Consider the following 19,975-nt stretch of genomic DNA (forward strand, 5'->3'; position numbering starts at 1 on the left):
GTTGACTTTTGGCACGCTGTTGAGTTCTCAAGGAACGGACGCTTCCTTCGTACTCACCCTCTCGGGCTTTCCTCCGGGCGCTTCCCTTCGGTGTTCCAAACTCTATCAGTGATTTTCTGTCCCTCTGACCACTCTCCTGCGGGCATGCAGAAGATGATCCCGGGATAGGATCTGACGAGTATGGGTGCTGCTGAGTAAGGGCACTTGACCGTGCCGCTCGGTCTCAAGCAGGAGTACGACTGTACAGGGGGCCGGGAAGAGGGTGCAAATCGATTGGGGTGGTGGTCTAGACCACTTCCGGGTATCTTCCATGCGGAACCCCTAGTTCATATGACATAGCCTGCTCACAGTGCGCCGTCCGGTACGCACGGTGACGGCCCTTCTCGATCTCCACCCCTCGGAGGCTTCCCATGACCACCGTGACGTCCCCCGTTGCAGGACGCGCCATCGGACTGGCAGCAGTGCCGGATCCCGTCTTCTCCGGGGCCATGGTCGGCCCGGGTACGGCGATCGATCCCGTTCGGGAGCCCGCCGAGGCCATCGCTCCCGTGGACGGGGTCATCGTCTCTCTCCACCCGCACGCCTTCGTCGTGGTGGACGAGCACGGACATGGCGTGCTCACGCACCTGGGCATCGACACGGTGCAGCTGAACGGCGAGGGCTTCGAGCTGCTCGTGAACAAGGGCGACACCGTGACGCGCGGGCAGGGCGTGGTGCGCTGGAACCCTGTGGCCGTGGAGGCCGCGGGCAAGTCGGCCGTATGCCCGGTCGTGGCGCTCGAAGCCACCGCCGAGGCACTTTCCGATCTTCGTGAAGACGGTGACGTGAAGGCCGGCGACAGCCTTTTCGTCTGGGAGTGACGTCAGCGCCGTCGACATGACGGCACGTTGTACAACCACCGCGGCGGCGGGACCCGCCGCACTATCGGAGACGGGTGAGATGGAGACAACGCTGCGAGGCGTCGGTGTGAGCCACGGTGTGGCGATCGGCGAGGTTCGGCACATGGGAACGGCGGTCCTGGAGCCGCCTGCCAAGCAGATCCCGGCGGAGGACGCGGAGCGTGAACAGGGGCGCGCTCGCCAGGCCGTGGAAGCTGTGGCGGCCGATCTGATGGCGCGCGGCAATCTGGCGGGGGGCGAGGCCCAGGCTGTGCTCGAGGCGCAGGCCATGATGGCCCAGGATCCCGAGCTGATGGCGGATGTCGAACGGCGGATCGCCGTCGGGAGCACGGCCGAGCGGGCGGTGTACGACGCCTTCGCCGCGTACCGTGCCCTGCTGGCCGGGGCGGGCGAGTATCTCGCCGGCCGTGTGGCCGACCTGGACGACGTGCGGAATCGTATCGTCGCCCGGTTGCTCGGTGTTCCGATGCCGGGTGTCCCGGACAGCGACGAGCCATACGTCCTGATCGCCCGTGACCTCGCGCCTGCCGACACCGCGCTGCTCGACCCCACGCTGGTCCTCGGCTTCGTCACCGAGGAGGGCGGGCCGACCAGCCACAGCGCCATCCTGGCGCGGGCGCTCGGTGTTCCCGCCGTGGTGGCGCTGCCCGGCGCCGGTGAGCTGGCCGAAGGCACCGTGATCGCGGTCGACGGCAGCTCCGGAGAGATCTTCGTGAACCCCAGCGAGGAGAAGAAGGCCCAGCTCGCCGCCGCGGCCGCCGAGCGCAAGGCAGCGCTCGCCGCCGCCATCGGTCCCGGTGCCACCTCGGACGGGCACAAGGTGCCGCTGCTGGCCAACGTCGGCGGTCCCGCGGACGTACCGGCCGCCGTCGAGGCCGGAGCCGAGGGAGTCGGGCTCTTCCGTACCGAGTTCCTCTTCCTCGACGACAGCAAGAACGCGCCGTCGGAGCAGAAGCAGGTCGACGCCTACCGGCAGGTCCTGGAGGCGTTCCCGGAGGGACGCGTCGTCGTACGTGTGCTGGACGCCGGTGCCGACAAGCCCCTGGACTTCCTGACGCCGGCCGACGAGCCCAACCCGGCGCTGGGCGTGCGCGGTCTGCGGACGCTGCTGGACCACCCGGACGTGCTGCGTACCCAGCTGACCGCGCTCGCGAAGGCCGCCGAGGGGCTGCCGGTCTACCTCGAGGTCATGGCTCCGATGGTGGCCGACCGTGCCGACGCCAAGGCGTTCGCCGACGCCTGCCGTGCGGCGGGGCTGCAGGCGAAGTTCGGTGCGATGGTCGAGATCCCGTCGGCCGCGTTGCGGGCCCGGTCGATCCTGCAGGAGGTCGAGTTCCTGTCACTGGGCACCAACGACCTCGCGCAGTACACCTTCGCCGCCGACCGTCAGGTGGGTGCGGTCTCCCGGCTGCAGGACCCTTGGCAGCCCGCGCTGCTCGACCTGGTCGCGCTGTCCGCGGAGGCCGCGAAGGCCGAGGGCAAGAGCTGTGGTGTCTGCGGCGAGGCCGCGTCCGATCCGCTGCTCGCCTGTGTGCTGACCGGTCTGGGTGTCACCTCCCTCTCCATGGGTGCCGCGTCGATTCCCTATGTGCGGGCGACGCTCGGCAAGCACACGCTGGCCCAGTGCGAGCGCGCCGCTGCGGCGGCCCGCGCCGCGGACAGCGCCGAGGAAGCGCGCGATGCCGCGCAGGCGGTGCTCTCCGGCGAGTAGTCGGGCGGGGGCTACCAGCTGCCGCGTCGACGGTGTCTTCAGGGGCGCTCCACCTGCGGGTGGGGCGCCCCCTTTCCGTTCAGTGGTGGTGCCCCGGCGTCTCTCCTGCCTGCCCGAGGTCGGGTGGTACGCAGTAGTCGACGTCCGACTCCGGCGAGATGATGTCGCCGGAGTCGATGTCGGTGCAGTAGGCGTCGAACACCTCCCCCGCCGTGAGGGGTTCGAGCCCTTCACCGCGCAGCCGCCAACCGTAGACGCGGTCGGTGGTTCCGGGTGCGCTGGTGCGCATCACGAGCCCGCCCGGGCTGCGGGTGGCGATGCCGAGGGCGAGGACCGTGGTGAATTCGAGCGCTTCGGCCTCGTCGAGATGGAAGGCACCGCCGTCGTCCTTGTCGGCGTGCAGGACGGAGAGGAGTGTCTCCGGTTCCGCCGAGACGCTGCAGACGAGGTGGCGGTTGCCCGCGTCCGCCGTGTCGAGGATGCGGACGAGGAGGTGGGAGGCGCGGGTGAAGGCGGCGCGGCCGATGTCCTCCCCGCAGGAGGCGCAGGTGCCCATGCGCGCGAGGAGTGTGGACGCATACTCCCAGGTGGCCTGGCGGACGGCCTCGTCGACGAGGGCCGGGACGAAGTCGCCGAGGGGCTGGCCCTCGTAGGGGAGGACGGCTCCCGTGGTCGACAGTTCGGCGGTGAAGCGTGCTCGGCTCGACTGGGCGTCGGGGTCGAGGTCCTTGTCCGCGCAGAAGTCGGCGTACTCCTGCGGGTCGAAGAGCGCGACCGTGGTGTGGCTGCCCTGGGAGACGCGTGTCTTGAGGAGCGCCTCCACCTGCTGGAGATAGGCCGTGTGGTCGTCGAAGGCGAAGCTGCGGTAGCGGCACATGGCCCGGAAGTCGTGCTCGTCGGTCAACAGGCCGATGGTGCCCGCGATCTCGCGGCGCAGAAGGCGTCGCATGGTCAGGTGGTCGGTGTCGTGCGTCATCTTTCCCCCTGTGCACAGTCGATCAATGCTCACTCACAGTAACCGGCGGCACTGACAACGACGTCTCAGGGCAAGGGGGGTGCGGCCGGCCCCGGGCTTCCTTCACGTGTCCGGTGAACCCGAGGCCGCTGCGGTGGTTGGGCCCTTGGAGTGCGTTCAGGCGCGCTTGCGGGCGAGGTCCTCGTAGAAGTGCAGCAGGTCGAGGTTGTCGATGGAGCCCGGATTGACGGCCTTCTCCAGCGGTGTGCCCTGGAGGAGTCGCTTGACCGGGACCTCGATGCGCTTGCCGGTCAGGGTGTGGGGGACGCCGGGCACCTCGATGACCTCGTCGGGGACGTGCCGCGGTGAGAGCTGCTCGCGGATGGTCTGCTTGATGCGGCCCAGCAGGGCCTCGTCCAGTGTGGCGCCGGGCGTCAGGTGCACGAAGAGCGGCATCCAGTAGCCGCCGTCCGGCTGCTCGATGCCGATGACGAGGGATTCCTTGATCTCGGGAATGCGCTCGACGGCTTCGTAGATGTCCGCGGAGCCCATGCGTACGCCCTGGCGGTTGAGCGTGGAGTCGGAGCGGCCGTGGATCACGACGGAGCCGCGGGAGGTGAGGGTGATCCAGTCGCCGTGGCGCCACACGCCGGGGTAGGTGTCGAAGTAGCTGTCGTGGTAGCGGCTGCCGTCGGGGTCGTTCCAGAAGTGGATCGGCATCGACGGCATGGGGTTGGTGACCACGAGCTCGCCGACCTCGTCGGTCAACGGCCTGCCGCTCGGGTCCCAGGACTGCAGGTCGGTGCCGAGACCGGCTGCCTGGAGTTCACCGACGTACACCGGGAGCGTCGGTACCGCTCCCGCGAAGCACGAGCACACGTCCGTGCCGCCGCTGACGGAGGCGATCCACAGGTCGTCCCGCACCTCGTCGTGCAGCCAGCGGAACCCGTCGGGCGGCAGGGGGGACCCGGTGGTGGCGACGCAGTCCACCGCGGAGAGGTCGAAGTCGCGCGACGGGTGCACGCCGGCCTTGCGGCAGGCCATGACGTACGCCGCGGAGGTGCCATACAGAGTGGCGCCGGTCCGTTGGGCGATGCGCCACTGGGCGCCTGTGTCCGGGAAGCCGGGGCTGCCGTCGTAGAGGACGATCGTCGTGCCGGTGAGCAGGCCGGAGACGAGGAAGTTCCACATCATCCAGCCGGTGGACGTGTACCAGAAGAAGCGGTCCTCGGGGCCCAGGTCGCAGTGCAGGCCGAGCTGTTTGAGGTGCTCGATCAGGATGCCGCCCTGGGACTGCACGATGGCCTTGGGCAGGCCGGTCGTGCCGGAGGAGTAGAGCACCCACAGGGGGTGGTCGAAGGGCACCTGCTCGAAGACGGGTGCCACGTCCGCGCCGGTCAGCGCCGACCACTCCAGGGCGCCTTCGGGAGCCTCGGTGCCGAGGAGGGGGATGTGCACGACGACACGCACGGTCGGCAGCTCGCTGCGCAGCTCGGCGACGACGTCGCGGCGGTCGTGCTCCTTGCCGCCGTAGCGATAGCCGTCGACGGTGAACAGGACGACCGGTTCGACCTGCTGGAAGCGGTCCAGGACGCTGCGGGCGCCGAAGTCGGGGGCGCAGGACGTCCAGACGGCGCCCACGGCGGCCGTGGCGAGGAAGGCGACGACGGCCTGCGGGACGTTCGGGAGGTAGCCGCTGACGCGGTCTCCGGGGCGCACGCCGCGGGAGCGCAGCTCGGCGGCCAGGGAGCCGACCTGGCGGCGCAGTTCGGCCCAGGTCACGGGCCGCGGTTCGTGGGTCTCGTCCACACACAGGAGAGCCGGCTCGTCCGCACGGGTCGCCGCCGCGCGCAGGGCGTGCTCCGCGTAGTTGAGCTTCGCCCCGGGGAACCATGCGGCACCGGGCATGGAACGGTCGCCGAGCACGCGCGCGTAGGGTGTGGAGAACCGTACGCCGAACCACTCGGTGACGGCTGTCCAGAAGGCTTCCAGCTCGTCGACGGACCAGCGGTGCAGGGCCGTGTAACCGCCCTCGGCCGGGGCTCCGTGGTGCTCGGCCGCCCAGGCCTGGAACTTCGTGACCTGTGCCTGGGCGATGCGTTCGGGATCTGGCTGCCAGAGCGGCTGGGGGTTCTCGGTCGACATGGGGCGGCTCCCGGACTGTGCGCGTCGTGTGCGTCGGTCGCGCACGGGCTGGGGTGTGCGCGTGACGCGGCTGACAGGGACGATGCCATGTGATCGACTTCTGCACCAGGGCACGCTCCACATAGTCCGTGCCGTGAAGATGTGGTCTTGGCATGGGTGAACGGCAGTTGAACGACACACGCGCGTGGACCGGTCAATGGCAGGGTGAGCAGCATGAACGGTCGTGACCTGGTGCGTTCGATAAAGACGGTCGGTTCTGCGGGGGCGGCCCAGGGGTTGCGCACCGTGCGAGCCGCATGGCGCACACGGCGCGCGGACGCGGCTGCCCTGCCGTCACGCGGCGCCGAGCGCGCGCGGGTGCCCGGGTCCGTGCAGGAGGTGGAGACCGCTCCGGGTGGCGGCATCATCCGGTTCAGCCGGTCCGAGCTGCGCATCATGGTCGCGGTGAACGGCGCGGTCTTCTGGGGCTGGGACGGGGCCGCTCCGGAGCCGTCGTACGCGCTCGCGGGCCGCTGCCCGGAGCCGGACACCCGGGCGGTCCTGGAGCCGGACAAGGAGGGCGGCTGGCGGGTCGTGGCCGAGCGGGTCACGGTCGCCGTCTCACGCCACGGCGCGGTCGAGGTCCGTACGCCCGGAGGCGTGACGCTGCGGCGTGATCTGCCGCCCCGGTGGTGGGAGCCGGTCGCGGGTGGCACGGCGCGCTGGATGCAGCGGTCGGAAGTGGCCGCGGACGCGCGTTTCTTCGGGCTCGGAGGGCGGGCGTCGGGGCCGCGGATGCGCGACGGAACGTACCGGCTGTGGAACACGGACCCGGGGCACGCCTTCGGCCCCGGTGACGATCCGCTGTACATCACAATGCCGGTGCAGCTGGTGGTCGCCGACGCGGCGACGCATCTCGTGTTCCGTGACACCTCGTGGGTCGGCACGGTGACGCTGCGGGAGGGTGAGGAGGGGGCAGGTTCCGGGCACGACCGGGCGGGGTCGTCCGAGTTGCGGATGGAGGGTGGTCCGCTGCGCTGCTGGGTGGTGGTCGGCACCCCCGCGCGCGTACTGCTCGTCTGGGCGTCGCTCACGGGTGCGCCCGCGCTCCCGCCCGCGTGGGCCCTGGGTCATCACCACGCGCGCTGGGGCTTCGGCAGCGAGCAGGAGGTGCGGCGGATCGTCGCCGGGTACCAGGAGCGGGAGCTGCCGCTCGACGCCGTCCATCTGGACATCGACCACTACGACGAGCACCAGGTGTTCACCGTCGACCACGAGAACTTCCCGAAGCTGCCCCTGCTGGCGGAGGAGCTGCGCCGGGACGGGATCCGGCTGGTGTCCATCGTGGATCCCGCGGTCAAGGCCGCCGAGGGCAACGCGGTGTACGACAGCGGAACGGCCGAGGACGCGTTCGTGCGGGACGCTGCGGGCCGGGTTGTCCGAGGAGTCGTATGGCCCGGGGAGGCGGTGTTCCCGGACTTCACGCACGCACGCGTGCGTGCGTGGTGGGGGCGGCTGTACGAGGAGCGGCTGGCCCAGGGATTCTCGGGGTTCTGGCACGACATGAACGAGCCCACCTCGTTCGCCGCCTTCGGGGAGCCGACCTTGCCGCGCTCGGCCCGGCACGCCCTGGACGGACGGGGCGGGGACCACCGCGAGGCGCACAACGTCTACGCGCTGTGCATGGCCAGGGCCGGTTACGAAGGACTGCGCGAACTGGCGCCGGAGGAGCGGCCGTTCATCTTCTCGCGCTCCGGCTGGGTCGGGATGCAGCGCTACGGGGGCACGTGGTCCGGTGACGTGGCGACAGGGTGGCCCGGGCTGCGGGCGTCACTGTCGCTGGTTCTCGGCCTCGGCCTGTGCGGTGTGCCGTATTCGGGTCCGGACGTGGGCGGATTCGACGGGAGTCCGTCGCCCGAGCTGTATCTGCGCTGGTTCCAACTGGGCGCGTTTCTGCCGCTGTTCCGCACGCACGCGAGTCTGCGGGCAGGGCGCCGGGAGCCGTGGGAGTTCGGCGCCGAGGTGCTGGAGCACGCGCGCGTGGCGCTCGTCGAACGCCGTCGGCTGCTGCCCTACTTCGTGACGCTCGCGCATCTGGCCCGGCGTACGGGAGCGCCGTACGCGCGGCCCGTGTGGTGGTCGGCGCCCGAGGACCGTGCGCTGCGCGACTGCGAGGACGCCTTCCTTCTGGGCGACTGCCTGCTGGTGGCGCCGGTGCTCGACCCGGGCGCGAACCGGCGTGCGGTGCGGCTGCCCCGGGGGCGCTGGTACGACACCGCGACGGAGCGGTCGTACGAGGGGCCCGGGCAGGTGTTCCTCGACGCTCCCTTGGCGCGGATACCGGTGCTCGCGCGCGCGGGTGCCGTCGTCCCGGTGCGCGGGGAGGACGGTGGGCTGGAACTCGAGGTGTGGGCGCCCGCCCCGGGGCGTACCGGTGGCGGCCTGGTGGTGCAGGACGCGGGTGACGGATGGGACGAACCGGAACTCGAGCGCTACGTCACCCGTTGGGCCGGGCAGCGGCTCGTGGTCGAGCGGGAGGGCGAGGGCGGCGGCAGCGAGCCGCCCCACCCGGTCCGCGTCCGGGGGCTCGGCAAGGGCTGACTCAGACGTAGCGGCCCTCGAACCAGGCCCGCACCGCCAGCGTGTGCAGCGGGAAGGCGAGTTCGTCGGGCCTGCGCAGGAGGTGCCAGCCCTGCGTCTCGTCCGTGGCGGTCGACTTGGGGAGGCCCTCGGCCGGGCGCTCGGGAAGCAGGCCGAACAGCAGCAGGTGTCCGTCGGGCGAGCTCATGGCGTCGACGAGCCGCACGTCCCGCCCGGCCGCGTCGATGCCGGTCTCCTCCTTGAGTTCGCGGACGACGGCCTGGCGCCATTCCTCCCGGTCGTCGATGTAACCGCCGGGCAGCGCGATGCCCCCGCGCGCGGGGGCGACGGTGCGCGTGATGACGACCAGGGCGGTGCCCTTCGTGTCGTACACGGGCTGGAGCGCGATCGCCACCGGCAGCGGGTTGCGGTAGGCCACGGCGTGGCAGACCGGGCAGGTGCGGGGCCAGCCGGATACGCCCTCGCCGTAGGGCGCTCCGCAGCTCGAACAGTGGGAGTCCGGCGCGGAGTCGGGGGTGGAGGCATGAGTTTCGGACACGATGCGGAATGTATCCGATCACGGCGAGGGCGTCTCCAGGAGGCGGCTCAGAAGCGACGGTCGAGGGACTTCGAGGAGACGGGGAAGTCGAAGTAGGTGTCCGGGTAGGGCTCGGGCCGGTACGTGAAGTGCCACCACTCCTCGGCGAGGTTCACGAAGCCCACGCGCTCGAGGGTGTTCTTGAGGAGGAGCCTGTTGGCGCGCTGTTCGCCCTGGACACGGGGGTCGAGGGTGTGGGCGAGCGGGTCGAAGCAGTCGAATCCGGTGCCCATGTCGACGGAGTTGTCGGGGAAGCGCCGGTCCTTGGGCGCGAAGCACGGTACGAGGGGCTGCCCGGGGTGGTACGGCCGGGTCGGCCGGGCGGGCAGTTTCACCAGGGTGAGATCCATGGTCGAGCCGCGGCTGTGGCCGGATTTCTCCGCGATGTAGCCGTCCTCGGACAGCCGGGTCTTGTCGACGTTCGGGTAGAACTCGCCCTTCATCGCCTGGTCGTCGAGGTCCTCGGCCCAGCGGACGAAGTGGTTCACGGCGCGTTGCGGACGGTAGCAGTCGTAGACCTTGAGGCTGTATCCCTGACGCAGCAGCCGTGCCTGGGCCTTGTGCAGCGCTTCGGCGGCCGGCCGGGTGAGGATGCAGATCGGCTGCCGGTAGCCGTCGATGCGCTCGCCGACGAAGTTGTGCGGGGTGAAGTAGCGCATCTCCTGGATGATCGTCGGGTCCACGGTGCGCAGGGCCACGAAGTCCTTGGGCGCCTCGTGCTCCGTCTTCGCCTGGGCGGTCGCGGTGGCCGCTGCGACCGCCGACAGCGCGGCGAGTGCGGTGATCAGAGCGCGTAGTGCTCGGGAGAGACGTGTCATGTCTCCTGCGTCTATCAAATCGGGACGGCCGGATCCACCCCCGTGGGCCCCGGCCGTCCCTTCCGTAACGACGACGCAGTGGGACGCCGTTCGGTTCGGGCGGGACCCTGCCCATTTCCGGAAGCCCGTGACACACTCCTGACGTCCCGTCAGATTTCTTCGCGAGGAGAGACTTTGTCGCGTACACGCACGCCTGTGGTCGAAGGGTGGTTCACCGGCGACGGGGACGACTTCAGGCTCCTCGGCACGCGCTGCGCGGCGTGCGCCTCGGTCTTCTTCCCCCGCGAGGACGCCCACTGCCGCAATCCCCTGTGCCCCGGCGGAACGCTGGAGGAGATGCCGCTCTCCCCACGCGGGCGCGTCTGGTCCTACACGGACAGCAGATACCGGCCTCCGTCACCGTATGTGACCGATCCGGAACTTCCGTGGGAGCCGTACACGTTGATCGCTGTGGAGCTGGACGCCGAGCGGATCGTGGTGCTGGGGCAGGCGGTCCCCGGGATCACGGTCGCCGATCTGGCGGTCGGCATGGAGGTGCGGGTGGTCCCCGGCGTGCTCGACGAGGACGCGGAGACGACCTGGACGACGTGGCACTGGCGGCCGACGGGGGTGGAGGCATGACGGAGGAGGTGGCGGTGCTCGGCGCGGGCATGCACCCGTGGGGCAAGTGGGGACGCGGTTTCGTCGAGTACGGGGCCGCGGCGGCCCGTGCGGCGCTCGCCGATGCCGAGGTGGCCTGGCGGGACGTGGGCTCGGTCGTCGGGGCCGACACGGTGCGCGGCGGATATCCGGGCCATGTGGCCGGCGCGACCTTCGCCAAGGCGCTGGGCTGGCAGGGCGCCAGGGTGGCCAGCGTGTACGCGGCGTGCGCGTCGGGTGCGCACGCGGTCGACACCGCCCGCGCGCAGATACTGTCCGGCCTCGCGGACGTCGTCCTCGTGGTGGGAGCGGACGCGGCTCCCAAAGGGTTCTTCCGGCCGGCGGGAGGGGACCGGCCGGACGATCCCGACTGGCTGCGCTTCCGCGTCCTGGGGGCGACCAACCCCACGTACTTCGGGCTGTACGCGCGCCGCCGCATGGCCGTCCACGGCGACACCGTGGAGGACTTCGCCCAGGTCAAGGTCAAGAACTCGGCTCTGGGCGCGCTCAATGCGAATGCGCGCTACCGCAAGCGGGTCACCGCAGAAGAGGTCGCCGCGTCCGCCGTGGTGGCCGACCCGCTGCGGCTGCTCGACATCTGCGCGACGTCGGACGGAGGCGCCGCTCTGGTGCTGTCCAGCATGGAGTTCGCGCGCCGGCACGGTGCGCACCGGCCTGTGCGCATCCGCGCGGTGTCCACGGTGACACCGCGCTACCCCAGTACGGTGCTGGATCTGCCGGACATGGCCACCGACTCGGCGGTGGCGGTGGAGCCGGCCGCCGACACCTTCCGCGCCTCGATCGCGCGGGCCGCCTACGAGGAGGCGGGCCTCGGTCCGGAGGATCTGTCCCTCGCGGAGGTGTACGACCTGTCCACCGCCCTGGAGCTGCAGTGGTACGAGGATCTCGGGCTGTGCGGTGAGGGAGAGGGCGCCAAGCTGTTGCGGGAGGGCGCCACGGCCCTGGGCGGGCGCATACCGGTGAACGCGAGCGGCGGCCTGGCCTCGTTCGGCGAGGCGGTTCCGGCTCAGGCCATCGCCCAGGTGTGCGAGCTGACCTGGCAGCTGAGACAGGAGGCGGGCGACCGGCAGGTCGCCGGGGCGCGCGTCGGGATCACCGCGAACCAGGGCCTGTTCGGGCACGGGTCCTCGGTGGTCGCCGTTCGTTGAGGGCCGGTTCGGGCGCGTGGTCGGCACCCCCGGGGCCGCGCGGCGGGGCAAGCCCTTTCTCGCACCCTGCGTGATCACCCCGGAATCCTGCGTGAACGTCTCATGAACTGGGCCTGGGCGCCCGCCGGCGGAGTCATCATGCTCCCGTGCGCTCCTGGACGGACACTCTCCGCTTCGCCTTCCAACCGGTGGTCAACCTGGCCACCGGAGCGGTGGCGGGGCTGGAGATACTCGCCCGCCCGGAGACCGGTGACATCCTGGCCGAAGCCCGTCGCAATCCGGAACTCGACGGCAGACTCGCGGTGTTGGCGCTGCGAGCGGCGGCGCACAAGGAGACCCTGCTGCCGCTGCACGTCAACGTGTTCGCGGGCACCCTCGCCGACCTCGGCGGCCTCACCCCGCTCCACGACGCCGTGCGCGAGGCCGGACGGCTGCCGTGGGAGGTGACGATCGACATCGGGCCGCCGTACACCCACGTCCCGCAGCAGGCCCTGCTCGAGGCGGTGGGCGCCCTGCGGGCCCAGGGCTTCCGGATCAGCGCGGACGGCGTCGGGGACGGGGACGTACCCCTGCGGCTCCTCGTCGACATGGGGCCCGACCTGCTGAAACTGGACGCGTCTCTGCTGGCGCGGCCGGCCGCGGTGCAGGCCATGCGGACGCTCGCCGAGCAGTTGGGGGCGCTCCTGGCCGTCGAGGGCGTGGAGACGGAGCTGCAGTGCGCCGCAGCGATCTCGGCCGGCGCGCAACTGGGACAGGGCGAGCTGTTCGCACCCCCGGCCCGGCTGCCAGTCGCGGACGTATACGTTCCGCCCCGCTCCCCCGGTGCCATGACCGTGCCGAGGTCGGGCCCTTCGGTGCGGGAGTTCGTGCGCCCCGCCGCGCTGCTGCCCGCCACCGCGTCGGCCGGTCAAGTGCGGGCGCTGCTGACCGGCTCGCCCGACGTGTCCGGAGTGCTGCTCGTGGACCAGCACGGACGGCCGGTCCGCTCGGTGCACCGCTCGCGCTTCCTGCTGTCGCTCTCGGGGCGCTACGGACACGCGCTGTACGCCGACCGGCCCGCCACGAAGCTCGGGGACCCGCCGCGGACGGTGGGCGTCGACGCCACCGCCTGGGAGGTCCTGGACGTGGTCGCCGTCGGCGGCCGAAGCCGTACGTCGGACGATGTGACGGTGGTGGACCCGCACGGCCGGTGTGTGGGGGTCGTACGGCTCGCGGACCTGGTGCGGGCGCTCGCCGAGAGCCGTGTCGAGGAAGCGGCGGGGCTCAATCCGCTCACCCGGCTCCCGGGCTCGGACGCGATCACCGACGAGGTGGACCGCCGGATCGCGGACGGCCGGACGTTCGCCCTGAGCTGGCTGGACGTGGACCACTTCAAGCAGGTCAACGACGGAGCCGGGTTCGCGGCCGGCGACGAGCTGATCCGCTCGGTGGGGCGGGCGCTGCAGCACGCGGCGGTCGGCACCACCCGTGTCGGCCACATCGGCGGCGACGACTTCCTGGTGCTCGCCGACCCGGAACGGCTGGATCCGCTCGCCGTCTCGATGCTGGACGCGCCCTGGTCCGCCGGCGGGCGTGCGGTCACGCTGTCCCTGGCCACCGTGGTGTGCCCGCCCGGCAGCGTGATGGACCACCGGCAGGCCGCCGCGTGCCTGGCACCCCTGAAGAAAACCGCGAAATCGCTGCACGGGGCGAGCTGGGTACTGGGCCGGGCGGACAGGGCGGGCCACGAGATCCGGCTCGGCGGAGAGGCGGCGCCGGCCCAGGCCGGGTGCGCGGCGGCCGAACCGGGCCTAGGCTGATCGTCACAACCGACCGACCCTGCCCACCGCGCACGGACACACCGCCGGCTGTCACCGTTGCCGTCGGCGACCTTGACGCTCTGTGGGCGCCGGTGAAAACTTCCGGTGTCAGTCGACATCGCCGTACATACACGGTCTATCCAGGCACGCTCCCTACGAGCGCCGCCTCCGGAGCCGGGCCGCTCCCCCACGGTCGATGCGACTGCGACGGCAAGCTCGTCACGGACGCCGAGCGGGGGCGCGGGGCCCACCTGCCTTCGGCCGAAGTCGCCGTGGGAAGCGCACCCTGCACACAGGACCGGGGTCGATCGCCCCGGGACAGGGCCTAGGAGCCGCCATGAGCAACGCGGACACGCACGGCGACGGGCGCGGCAGCGTCGTCATCGGACCTTCGCTCCGCACACCGGCTTTCTGATTCACAGCAGCCTTCTGAAGGAACGACGAAGGGGACGTCATGACGGACAAGTTCGTCGCCGCGATCGACCAGGGCACCACCTCCAGCCGCTGCATCGTCTTCAACCAGGACGGCGCGATCGTCGCCGTCGACCAGCGTGAGCACCGCCAGATCTTCCCCAAGCCGGGCTGGGTCGAGCACGATGCCACGGAGATCTGGTCCAAGGTGCAGGCCGTGGTCGCCGGAGCGCTCGCCAAGGCCGGACTGCGCGCCGACCAGCTCAGCGCGCTCGGCATCACCAACCAGCGGGAGACCACGGTCCTGTGGGACCGGGCCACGGGCAAACCCGTGCACAACGCGATCGTCTGGCAGGACACCCGCACCGCGGCGCTGACCAAGCAGCTGGGCGGATCGGACGGGCAGGACCGGTTCCGCGAGCAGACCGGACTGCCACTGGCCACCTACTTCTCCGGCCCCAAGGCCGCCTGGCTGCTCGACAACGTGCCCGGCCTCAGGGCCCGCGCCGAGAACGGCGAGATCGCCTTCGGCACCATGGACACCTGGCTGATCTGGAACCTCACGGGCGGCACCGACGGCGGGCAGCACGTCACCGACGTGACCAACGCCGGCCGCACCATGCTGATGAACCTGGAGAACCTCCAGTGGGACCAGTCCATCCTCTCCGCGATGAACGTCCCCGAGGCGGTTCTTCCCGAGATCAGGTCCTCGGCCGAGGTGTACGGCACCGCCGTCGGCCAGCTGGGCGGGGTTCCGGTCGCATCGGCCCTCGGCGACCAGCAGGCGGCCGTGTTCGGGCAGGCCTGCTACGACGTGGGCACGGCCAAGAACACGTACGGTACGGGCTCCTTCCTGCTGCTCAACACGGGCAACCGGCCCGTGCCGTCGAAGAGCGGGCTGCTGACGACCATGGGCTACAAGATCGGCAGTGAGGCGCCGGTCTACTGCCTGGAGGGCTCGATAGCGATAACGGGCGCCCTCGTCCAGTGGTTCCGCGACCAGCTGGGCATCATCCGCAACGCCGACGAGATCGAACCCCTGGCGGCGAGTGTCGAGGACAACGGCGGCGCGTACATCGTGCCTGCCTTCTCCGGCCTGTTCGCACCGTACTGGCGCTCCGACGCGCGCGGTGTCATCACCGGCCTGACACGCTACGTCACCAAGGCCCACCTGGCGCGGGCCGTGCTGGAGGCGACGAGCTGGCAGACGCGTGAAGTGGTGGACGCCATGTTCCAGGACTCCGGCGTGCACATCACCACCCTCAAGGTGGACGGCGGCATGACCAAGAACAACCTGCTCATGCAGCACCAGGCGGATGTCCTCGACGTCCCCGTGGTCCGCCCGAAGGTCTCCGAGACCACCTGCCTGGGCGCCGCGTACGCGGCGGGACTCGCCACCGGAGTGTGGAACGACCTCGAGGAGCTGAAGAGCCACTGGCAGAAGGACGTCGAGTGGACGCCCGCCATGGAGGCCTCCGTACGCGACCGTGAGTACCACAACTGGCGCAAGGCCGTGGAGAAGAGCTTCGGCTGGGCGGAGGACGGCGACAACTAGGCCCACGCACGCGCGCGTGGGCGCCATGGGCCGCGGCCCGTACCCCGGTCGGCGGGGGTACGGGCCGTGCGCGTGCCTCAGGTGGTGACGGCACGGCGGCGGTCCGCCGCCTGCGCCATCGCGTGCTGGACGACGCCGACCAGGACCTTCTTGACGGATTCCCGGTCGCGGGCGTCGCACAGCACCAGCGGTACGTCGTCGTCCAGGTCGAGGGCCTGGCGGACGTCGGCCTCGGGGTAGCGGGACGCGCCCTCGAAACAGTTGACGCCCACGAGGAACGGTATGGAACGCCGCTCGAAATAGTCGACCGCGGCGAAGCAGTCCTCCAGACGGCGGGTGTCGGCGAGCACGACAGCTCCGAGGGCGCCCTCGGAGAGCTCGTCCCACATGAACCAGAACCGCTCCTGCCCCGGCGTGCCGAACAGGTACAGCACGAGGTTCTCGCGGATGGTGATCCGGCCGAAGTCCATGGCCACCGTGGTGGTGTGCTTGCCCTCGACACCGCTCGTGTCGTCGATGGGGCGTCCGGCCTCGGTGAGCAGTTCCTCGGTGCGCAGCGGCCTGATCTCGCTGACCGCGCCGACCAGCGTGGTCTTGCCCACGCCGAAGCCGCCGGCCACCAGGATCTTGAGCGTGACGGGCTCGACCGGAGGCTTCCCGCGCTCAGAACGCCCGAAGATCATCGATCTCTTCTCCTGCTTGATGGGGATGGGACGACGGCGGGCCGTAACCTCCACCGCCGGGGGTTTCGATGACGAGTACGTCGCCCGGGCCGACGTCGGCCGAGTCGCTGCCGCCGAGCGCGGTGACCGTGCCGTCCGCGCGCTCCACCCGGTTGGCGCCCAGCGCGCCGGGCTCGCCGCCCGCCATGCCGTACGGCGGGATTCTGCGGTGCTGGGACAGCGTGGAGACCGTCATGGGCTCGTGGAAGCGGATGCGGCGCACCGCGCCGTCCCCGCCGGGCCACCGCCCGGCGCCACCGCTGCCCGGGCGCACGGCGAACTCGTCGAGGTGCACGGGCAGCCGCCACTCCAGGACCTCGGGGTCGGTCAGCCGCGAGTTGGTCATGTGGGTCTGGACGACGGGCGCGCCGGGGAATCCGTCGCCCGCGCCGGAGCCGGAGGCGACCGTCTCGTAGTACTGGTACCGCTCGTTGCCGAAGGTGACGTTGTTCATCGTCCCGGAGCCCTCGGCCTGGACGCCGAGTGCGGCGTAGAGAGCCCCGGTGATGGCCTGGGAGGTCTCGACGTTGCCCGCGACCACGGCGGCCGGCGGCTCGGGCGCGAGCATGGAGCCGGGCGGCACGACGATGTCGAGGGGGCGCAGACAGCCGTCGTTGAGCGGGATGTCGTCGGCGACGAGGGTGCGGAAGACGTACAGGACGGCCGCGTTGACCACCGCGAAGGGGGCGTTGAAGTTGCTCGCCAGCTGGGCGGAGGTGCCGGTGAAGTCGATGGTCGCGCGGCGGTTCTCGCGGTCCACGCGCACGCGTACCCGGATGTGGGCGCCCGCGTCGGTCTCGTAGGAGTACGCGCCGTCGTCAAGGGCGTCGACGACTCGGCGCACGGCTTCCTCGGCGTTGTCCTGCACGTGCTTCATGTACGCCTGGACGACGTCGAGGCCGAAGTCGTCGATCATGCGGACGACTTCGTCGACGCCCTTGCGGTTGGCGGCGATCTGGGCGCGCAGGTCGGCCAGATTGGTCTTCGGGTTGCGGGAGGGGTGGCGCGCCTCGGTGAGCAGGCGGAGGGTCTCCTCCTCGCGGAAGCGGCCGTGCTCGGCGAGCAGCCAGTTGTCGAAGAGGATGCCTTCCTCCTCGATGGTGCGGCTGTTGGCCGGCATGGAGCCGGGGGCGATGCCGCCGATCTCGGCATGGTGGCCGCGGGAGGCGACGTAGAAGAGGATCCGGTCACCCTCCGTGTCGAAGACCGGGGTGATCACCGTGACGTCCGGCAGGTGGGTGCCACCGTGGTAGGGGTCGTTGACGGCGTAGGTGTCCCCGGGCCGCATCGAGGTGCCGCGGCGCCGGATGACCTCCTTGACGCTCGTGCCCATCGAACCCAGGTGAACGGGGATGTGCGGCGCGTTGGCCACCAGGTTCCCGTCCGGGTCGAAGAGGGCGCACGAGAAGTCGAGGCGCTCCTTGATGTTGACGGACTGGGCCGTCGACTCCAGCCGCGCGCCCATCTGTTCGGCGATCGACATGAAGAGGTTGTTGAAGACCTCCAGCAGAACGGGGTCCGCTTCTGTGCCGAGATCGGAACTCTCCGTGATCGCCGCGCGTTCCATGAGCAGATGCCCGTCGTCGTGGGCCACGGCCTGCCAGCCGTCGTCGACGACGGTCGTCGCACTGGCCTCGGTGATGATCGCGGGGCCGCTGACGGTACCGCCCGGAGGAAGGTCCTCACGGCGGTGGAGGAGTACGTCGCGCCAGGAGCCGCCGGTGTGCAGGCGGACGGTCACCGGCGCGGCCGGGCCGCCCTCACGGGTGGCGTCGTAGGGGGCGAGGGCGGAGAGATCGGGGGGTTCCGTGATGCCGGTGGCTTCGACGGAGAGGGCTTCGACGACGATCGGGCGGTCGAGCGTGAAGGAGTACGTGGCGCGATGACGTTCTTCGAAGGCGGGGGTCATCGCGCCCGGCTCGGTCAGCTCGACGGTCAGGGTGGTGTCGGTGCCGTCGTAGCGCAGCTGCGCGCGGCGGGTGACCTGGATGTGGTCCTCGAGGACGTCCTCGGCGAGGAGTTCCGAGCGGGCCGCCTGCTCCAGGTCGTCGGCGATCTTGAGGACGGCGGGCATGGACGCCGTCCCCAGCGCCGCCTCGACGGACTGCTCGCGCATGGCGGTGGTGTCGGCGAGGCCGATGCCGAGCGCGGACAGGACGCCGGCCATCGGCGGTACGAGGACGGTGCGGATGCCGAGCGAGTCGGCCACCATGCACGCGTGCTGGCCGCCCGCGCCGCCGAACGTGGTGAGGGCGTAGCGGGTGACGTCGTGGCCCTTCTGGACGGAGATCCGCTTGACGGCGTTGGCGATGTTGGCGACGGCGATCTGCAGGTATCCCTCGGCGACCTGTTCGGGGGTGCGGTCGTCCCCGGTCCTCGTGCGGATCTCGCGGGCGAGGGCGGTGAACCGGTCGCGGACGAGCTCCCCGTCGAGCGGCTGATCACCCTGGGGGCCGAACACCTTGGGGAAGTGCGCGGGCTGGATGCGGCCGAGCATGACGTTGGCGTCGGTGACCGCGAGTGGGCCGCCGCCGCGGTAGCAGGCGGGCCCCGGGTCCGCGCCCGCCGAGTCCGGCCCTACGCGGTAGCGGGTGCCGTCGAAGTGCAGGACCGAACCGCCGCCGGCGGCGACGGTGTGGATGTCCAGCATCGGCGCGCGCAGCCGGACGCCGGCGATCCGGGTCGTGAAGACGCGCTCGTACTCACCCGCGAAGTGCGAGACGTCGGTGGAGGTGCCGCCCATGTCGAAACCGATGACGCGGTCGAATCCGGCCAGCTGCGACATGCGGGCCATGCCGACGATGCCTCCGGCCGGCCCGGAGAGGATGGCGTCCTTGCCGCGGAACTGCCCGGCTTCGGCGAGCCCGCCGTTGGACTGCATGAACATCAGCCGGACGCCGCGCAGTTCGTCGGCGACATGCTGGACGTAGCGGCGCAGGACGGGCGAGAGGTAGGCGTCGACGACCGCGGTGTCCCCACGTGGTACGAGCTTCATCAGCGGGCTGACCTCGCTGGACAGCGAGATCTGCTCGAAGCCGAGACGGGCGGCCAGCTCACCCACGGCCTGCTCGTGGGCGGGGTGCAGGTGGCTGTGCATGCAGACGACGGCGACGGCCCGGATGCCGTCCTCGTACGCCTCCCGCAGGGGACCGGCGAGGGCGTCGAGGTCGGGGGCGCGCAGGACGGTGCCGTCGGCGGCGATGCGCTCGTCGACCTCCACGACCCGCTCGTGGAGCAGGGAGGGGAGTTCGATGCGGCGGGCGAAGATCCGGGGGCGGTTCTGGTAGGCGATGCGCAGGGCGTCACGGAAGCCACGGGTGACGACCAGCAGGGTGCGTTCGCCCTTGCGTTCCAGGAGTGCGTTGGTGGCGACCGTCGTCCCCATGCGGACGGCCTCGATGGGATCCGGGGAGCCGTCGAGGAGTTCGCGCACGCCCGCGACGGCCGCGTCGGAGTACCGCGCCGGGTTCTCCGACAGCAGCTTGTGGGTGAGCAGACGGCCGTCGGGGCGTCGCGCGACGATGTCGGTGAAGGTGCCGCCCCGATCGACCCAGAACTGCCAACCTGTCACGTCCGTACCCCGCTTCCGCACCGGTCACAGTGCCCGGAGGCCGTTGATCACGTCGCGCAGAATACTCTCGTCCGGCAGTTCGGCGGGGGGTACGGGCCGCGTGACGTGGACGAATTCCCGGGCGACGAGGTCCCCGACGAGGACCCGCACCACTCCGACGGGCAGATCGAGTTCGGCGGCGAGTTCGGCGACCGACTGAGGGGTGTCGCGGCACAGGCAGACGATGTCGACGTGCTCCGGGGACAGCGACGAGTCGGCGTCCGGGTCGTCCGCCTGGGGCTCGGTGACGACCACCGCGATCAGGTCGAGACGGTGCTGGCCCGCACTGGTGGTCCGGCCACGCGTCATCGCGTACGGACGGACCACCGGTCCGGCCTCGTCGTCGAACCAGTGGCTTCTTCGCTGACCGTCAGAGCTCATGACA

14 protein-coding genes are annotated in these 19,975 nt (G+C 71.0%); 7 read left to right on the plus strand and 7 right to left on the minus strand.

The features are described from left to right. Nucleotides 1–410: 410 nt before the first annotated feature. Both ACIRPX_RS43300 and ptsP read left to right on the plus strand, forming a co-directional pair. Nucleotides 411–860, plus strand: a complete 450-nt coding sequence (locus tag ACIRPX_RS43300) for a PTS glucose transporter subunit IIA (protein WP_404205636.1) — start codon at nt 411–413, stop codon at nt 858–860. Between the two features lie 79 nt (nt 861–939). After that, nucleotides 940–2,610, plus strand: a complete 1,671-nt coding sequence (gene ptsP / locus ACIRPX_RS43305; protein WP_404205637.1) for a phosphoenolpyruvate--protein phosphotransferase — start codon at nt 940–942, stop codon at nt 2,608–2,610. 79 nt (nt 2,611–2,689) lie between these two features. On the opposite strand, the gene ACIRPX_RS43310 is transcribed toward ptsP, so the two are convergent. Beyond that, nucleotides 2,690–3,586 carry a hypothetical protein gene (locus ACIRPX_RS43310; RefSeq protein WP_404205638.1) on the minus strand — a complete coding sequence of 299 codons (897 nt, stop codon included), beginning with the start codon at nt 3,584–3,586 and terminating at the stop codon, nt 2,690–2,692. Nucleotides 3,587–3,742: 156 nt separating this feature from the next. Further along, complete coding sequence (locus ACIRPX_RS43315) at nt 3,743–5,710, minus strand: acetoacetate--CoA ligase (protein ID WP_404205639.1); 1,968 nt, start codon at nt 5,708–5,710, stop codon at nt 3,743–3,745. A gap of 213 nt (nt 5,711–5,923) precedes the next feature. Between ACIRPX_RS43315 and ACIRPX_RS43320 the strand changes: the two genes are divergently transcribed. Further along, a complete protein-coding gene (locus tag ACIRPX_RS43320) occupies nt 5,924–8,290 on the plus strand; it encodes a TIM-barrel domain-containing protein (protein ID WP_404205641.1) in 2,367 nt (788 codons plus the stop codon). 1 nt (nt 8,291) lies between these two features. On the opposite strand, the gene ACIRPX_RS43325 is transcribed toward ACIRPX_RS43320, so the two are convergent. Continuing rightward, entirely contained in the window at nt 8,292–8,828 is a 537-nt protein-coding gene (locus ACIRPX_RS43325; RefSeq protein ID WP_404205642.1) for an NUDIX domain-containing protein, read from the minus strand. A gap of 47 nt (nt 8,829–8,875) precedes the next feature. Then, the gene (locus ACIRPX_RS43330; RefSeq protein ID WP_404205643.1) at nt 8,876–9,685 is read right to left on the minus strand and encodes a M15 family metallopeptidase; all 810 of its coding nucleotides are present in this window, start codon (nt 9,683–9,685) and stop codon (nt 8,876–8,878) included. 195 nt (nt 9,686–9,880) lie between these two features. Here ACIRPX_RS43330 and ACIRPX_RS43335 point away from each other — a divergent pair, with 195 nt between their 5' ends. The 4 genes from ACIRPX_RS43335 to glpK all read left to right on the plus strand — a co-directional run bounded on the left by ACIRPX_RS43335 (nt 9,881) and on the right by glpK (nt 15,258). Next, on the plus strand, nt 9,881–10,306 hold the full coding sequence (locus ACIRPX_RS43335; protein ID WP_404205644.1) for a Zn-ribbon domain-containing OB-fold protein: 426 nt from the start codon (nt 9,881–9,883) through the stop codon (nt 10,304–10,306). After that, the gene (locus tag ACIRPX_RS43340; RefSeq protein ID WP_404205645.1) at nt 10,303–11,493 is read left to right on the plus strand and encodes a lipid-transfer protein; all 1,191 of its coding nucleotides are present in this window, start codon (nt 10,303–10,305) and stop codon (nt 11,491–11,493) included. The genes ACIRPX_RS43335 and ACIRPX_RS43340 overlap by 4 nt, the downstream gene beginning before the upstream one ends. 146 nt (nt 11,494–11,639) lie before the next feature. Continuing rightward, nucleotides 11,640–13,292 carry an EAL domain-containing protein gene (locus ACIRPX_RS43345; RefSeq protein ID WP_404205646.1) on the plus strand — a complete coding sequence of 551 codons (1,653 nt, stop codon included), beginning with the start codon at nt 11,640–11,642 and terminating at the stop codon, nt 13,290–13,292. A 454-nt stretch (nt 13,293–13,746) separates the two neighbouring features. After that, nucleotides 13,747–15,258, plus strand: coding sequence for a glycerol kinase GlpK (glpK, locus tag ACIRPX_RS43350; protein WP_404205647.1), 1,512 nt, complete (start codon nt 13,747–13,749; stop codon nt 15,256–15,258). A 77-nt stretch (nt 15,259–15,335) separates the two neighbouring features. On the opposite strand, the gene ACIRPX_RS43355 is transcribed toward glpK, so the two are convergent. From ACIRPX_RS43355 to ACIRPX_RS43365, 3 genes are read right to left on the minus strand one after another with little or no spacing between them, the layout of a single operon-like run. Then, the gene (locus ACIRPX_RS43355; RefSeq protein WP_404205648.1) at nt 15,336–15,941 is read right to left on the minus strand and encodes a GTP-binding protein; all 606 of its coding nucleotides are present in this window, start codon (nt 15,939–15,941) and stop codon (nt 15,336–15,338) included. Then, on the minus strand, nt 15,922–19,551 hold the full coding sequence (locus tag ACIRPX_RS43360) for a hydantoinase B/oxoprolinase family protein (RefSeq protein ID WP_404205649.1): 3,630 nt from the start codon (nt 19,549–19,551) through the stop codon (nt 15,922–15,924). Before ACIRPX_RS43360 ends, ACIRPX_RS43355 begins: the two co-directional genes overlap by 20 nt. A 24-nt stretch (nt 19,552–19,575) precedes the next feature. Continuing rightward, complete coding sequence (locus tag ACIRPX_RS43365; protein ID WP_404205650.1) at nt 19,576–19,971, minus strand: DUF742 domain-containing protein; 396 nt, start codon at nt 19,969–19,971, stop codon at nt 19,576–19,578. Nucleotides 19,972–19,975 lie beyond the last annotated feature (4 nt).

The organism is Streptomyces sp. NPDC101225, assembly GCF_044767585.1.
Lineage (GTDB): Bacteria > Actinomycetota > Actinomycetes > Streptomycetales > Streptomycetaceae > Streptomyces.

Coding starts and splice junctions, on each gene's coding strand:
- ACIRPX_RS43300 (WP_404205636.1), top strand. CDS start 411: ATGACCACCGTGACGTCCCCCGTTGCAGGACGCGCCATCGGACTGGCA.
- ptsP (WP_404205637.1), top strand. CDS start 940: ATGGAGACAACGCTGCGAGGCGTCGGTGTGAGCCACGGTGTGGCGATC.
- ACIRPX_RS43320 (WP_404205641.1), top strand. CDS start 5,924: ATGAACGGTCGTGACCTGGTGCGTTCGATAAAGACGGTCGGTTCTGCG.
- ACIRPX_RS43365 (WP_404205650.1), bottom strand. CDS start 19,971: ATGAGCTCTGACGGTCAGCGAAGAAGCCACTGGTTCGACGACGAGGCC.
- glpK (WP_404205647.1), top strand. CDS start 13,747: ATGACGGACAAGTTCGTCGCCGCGATCGACCAGGGCACCACCTCCAGC.
- ACIRPX_RS43310 (WP_404205638.1), bottom strand. CDS start 3,586: ATGACGCACGACACCGACCACCTGACCATGCGACGCCTTCTGCGCCGC.
- ACIRPX_RS43330 (WP_404205643.1), bottom strand. CDS start 9,685: ATGACACGTCTCTCCCGAGCACTACGCGCTCTGATCACCGCACTCGCC.
- ACIRPX_RS43355 (WP_404205648.1), bottom strand. CDS start 15,941: ATGATCTTCGGGCGTTCTGAGCGCGGGAAGCCTCCGGTCGAGCCCGTC.
- ACIRPX_RS43340 (WP_404205645.1), top strand. CDS start 10,303: ATGACGGAGGAGGTGGCGGTGCTCGGCGCGGGCATGCACCCGTGGGGC.
- ACIRPX_RS43315 (WP_404205639.1), bottom strand. CDS start 5,710: ATGTCGACCGAGAACCCCCAGCCGCTCTGGCAGCCAGATCCCGAACGC.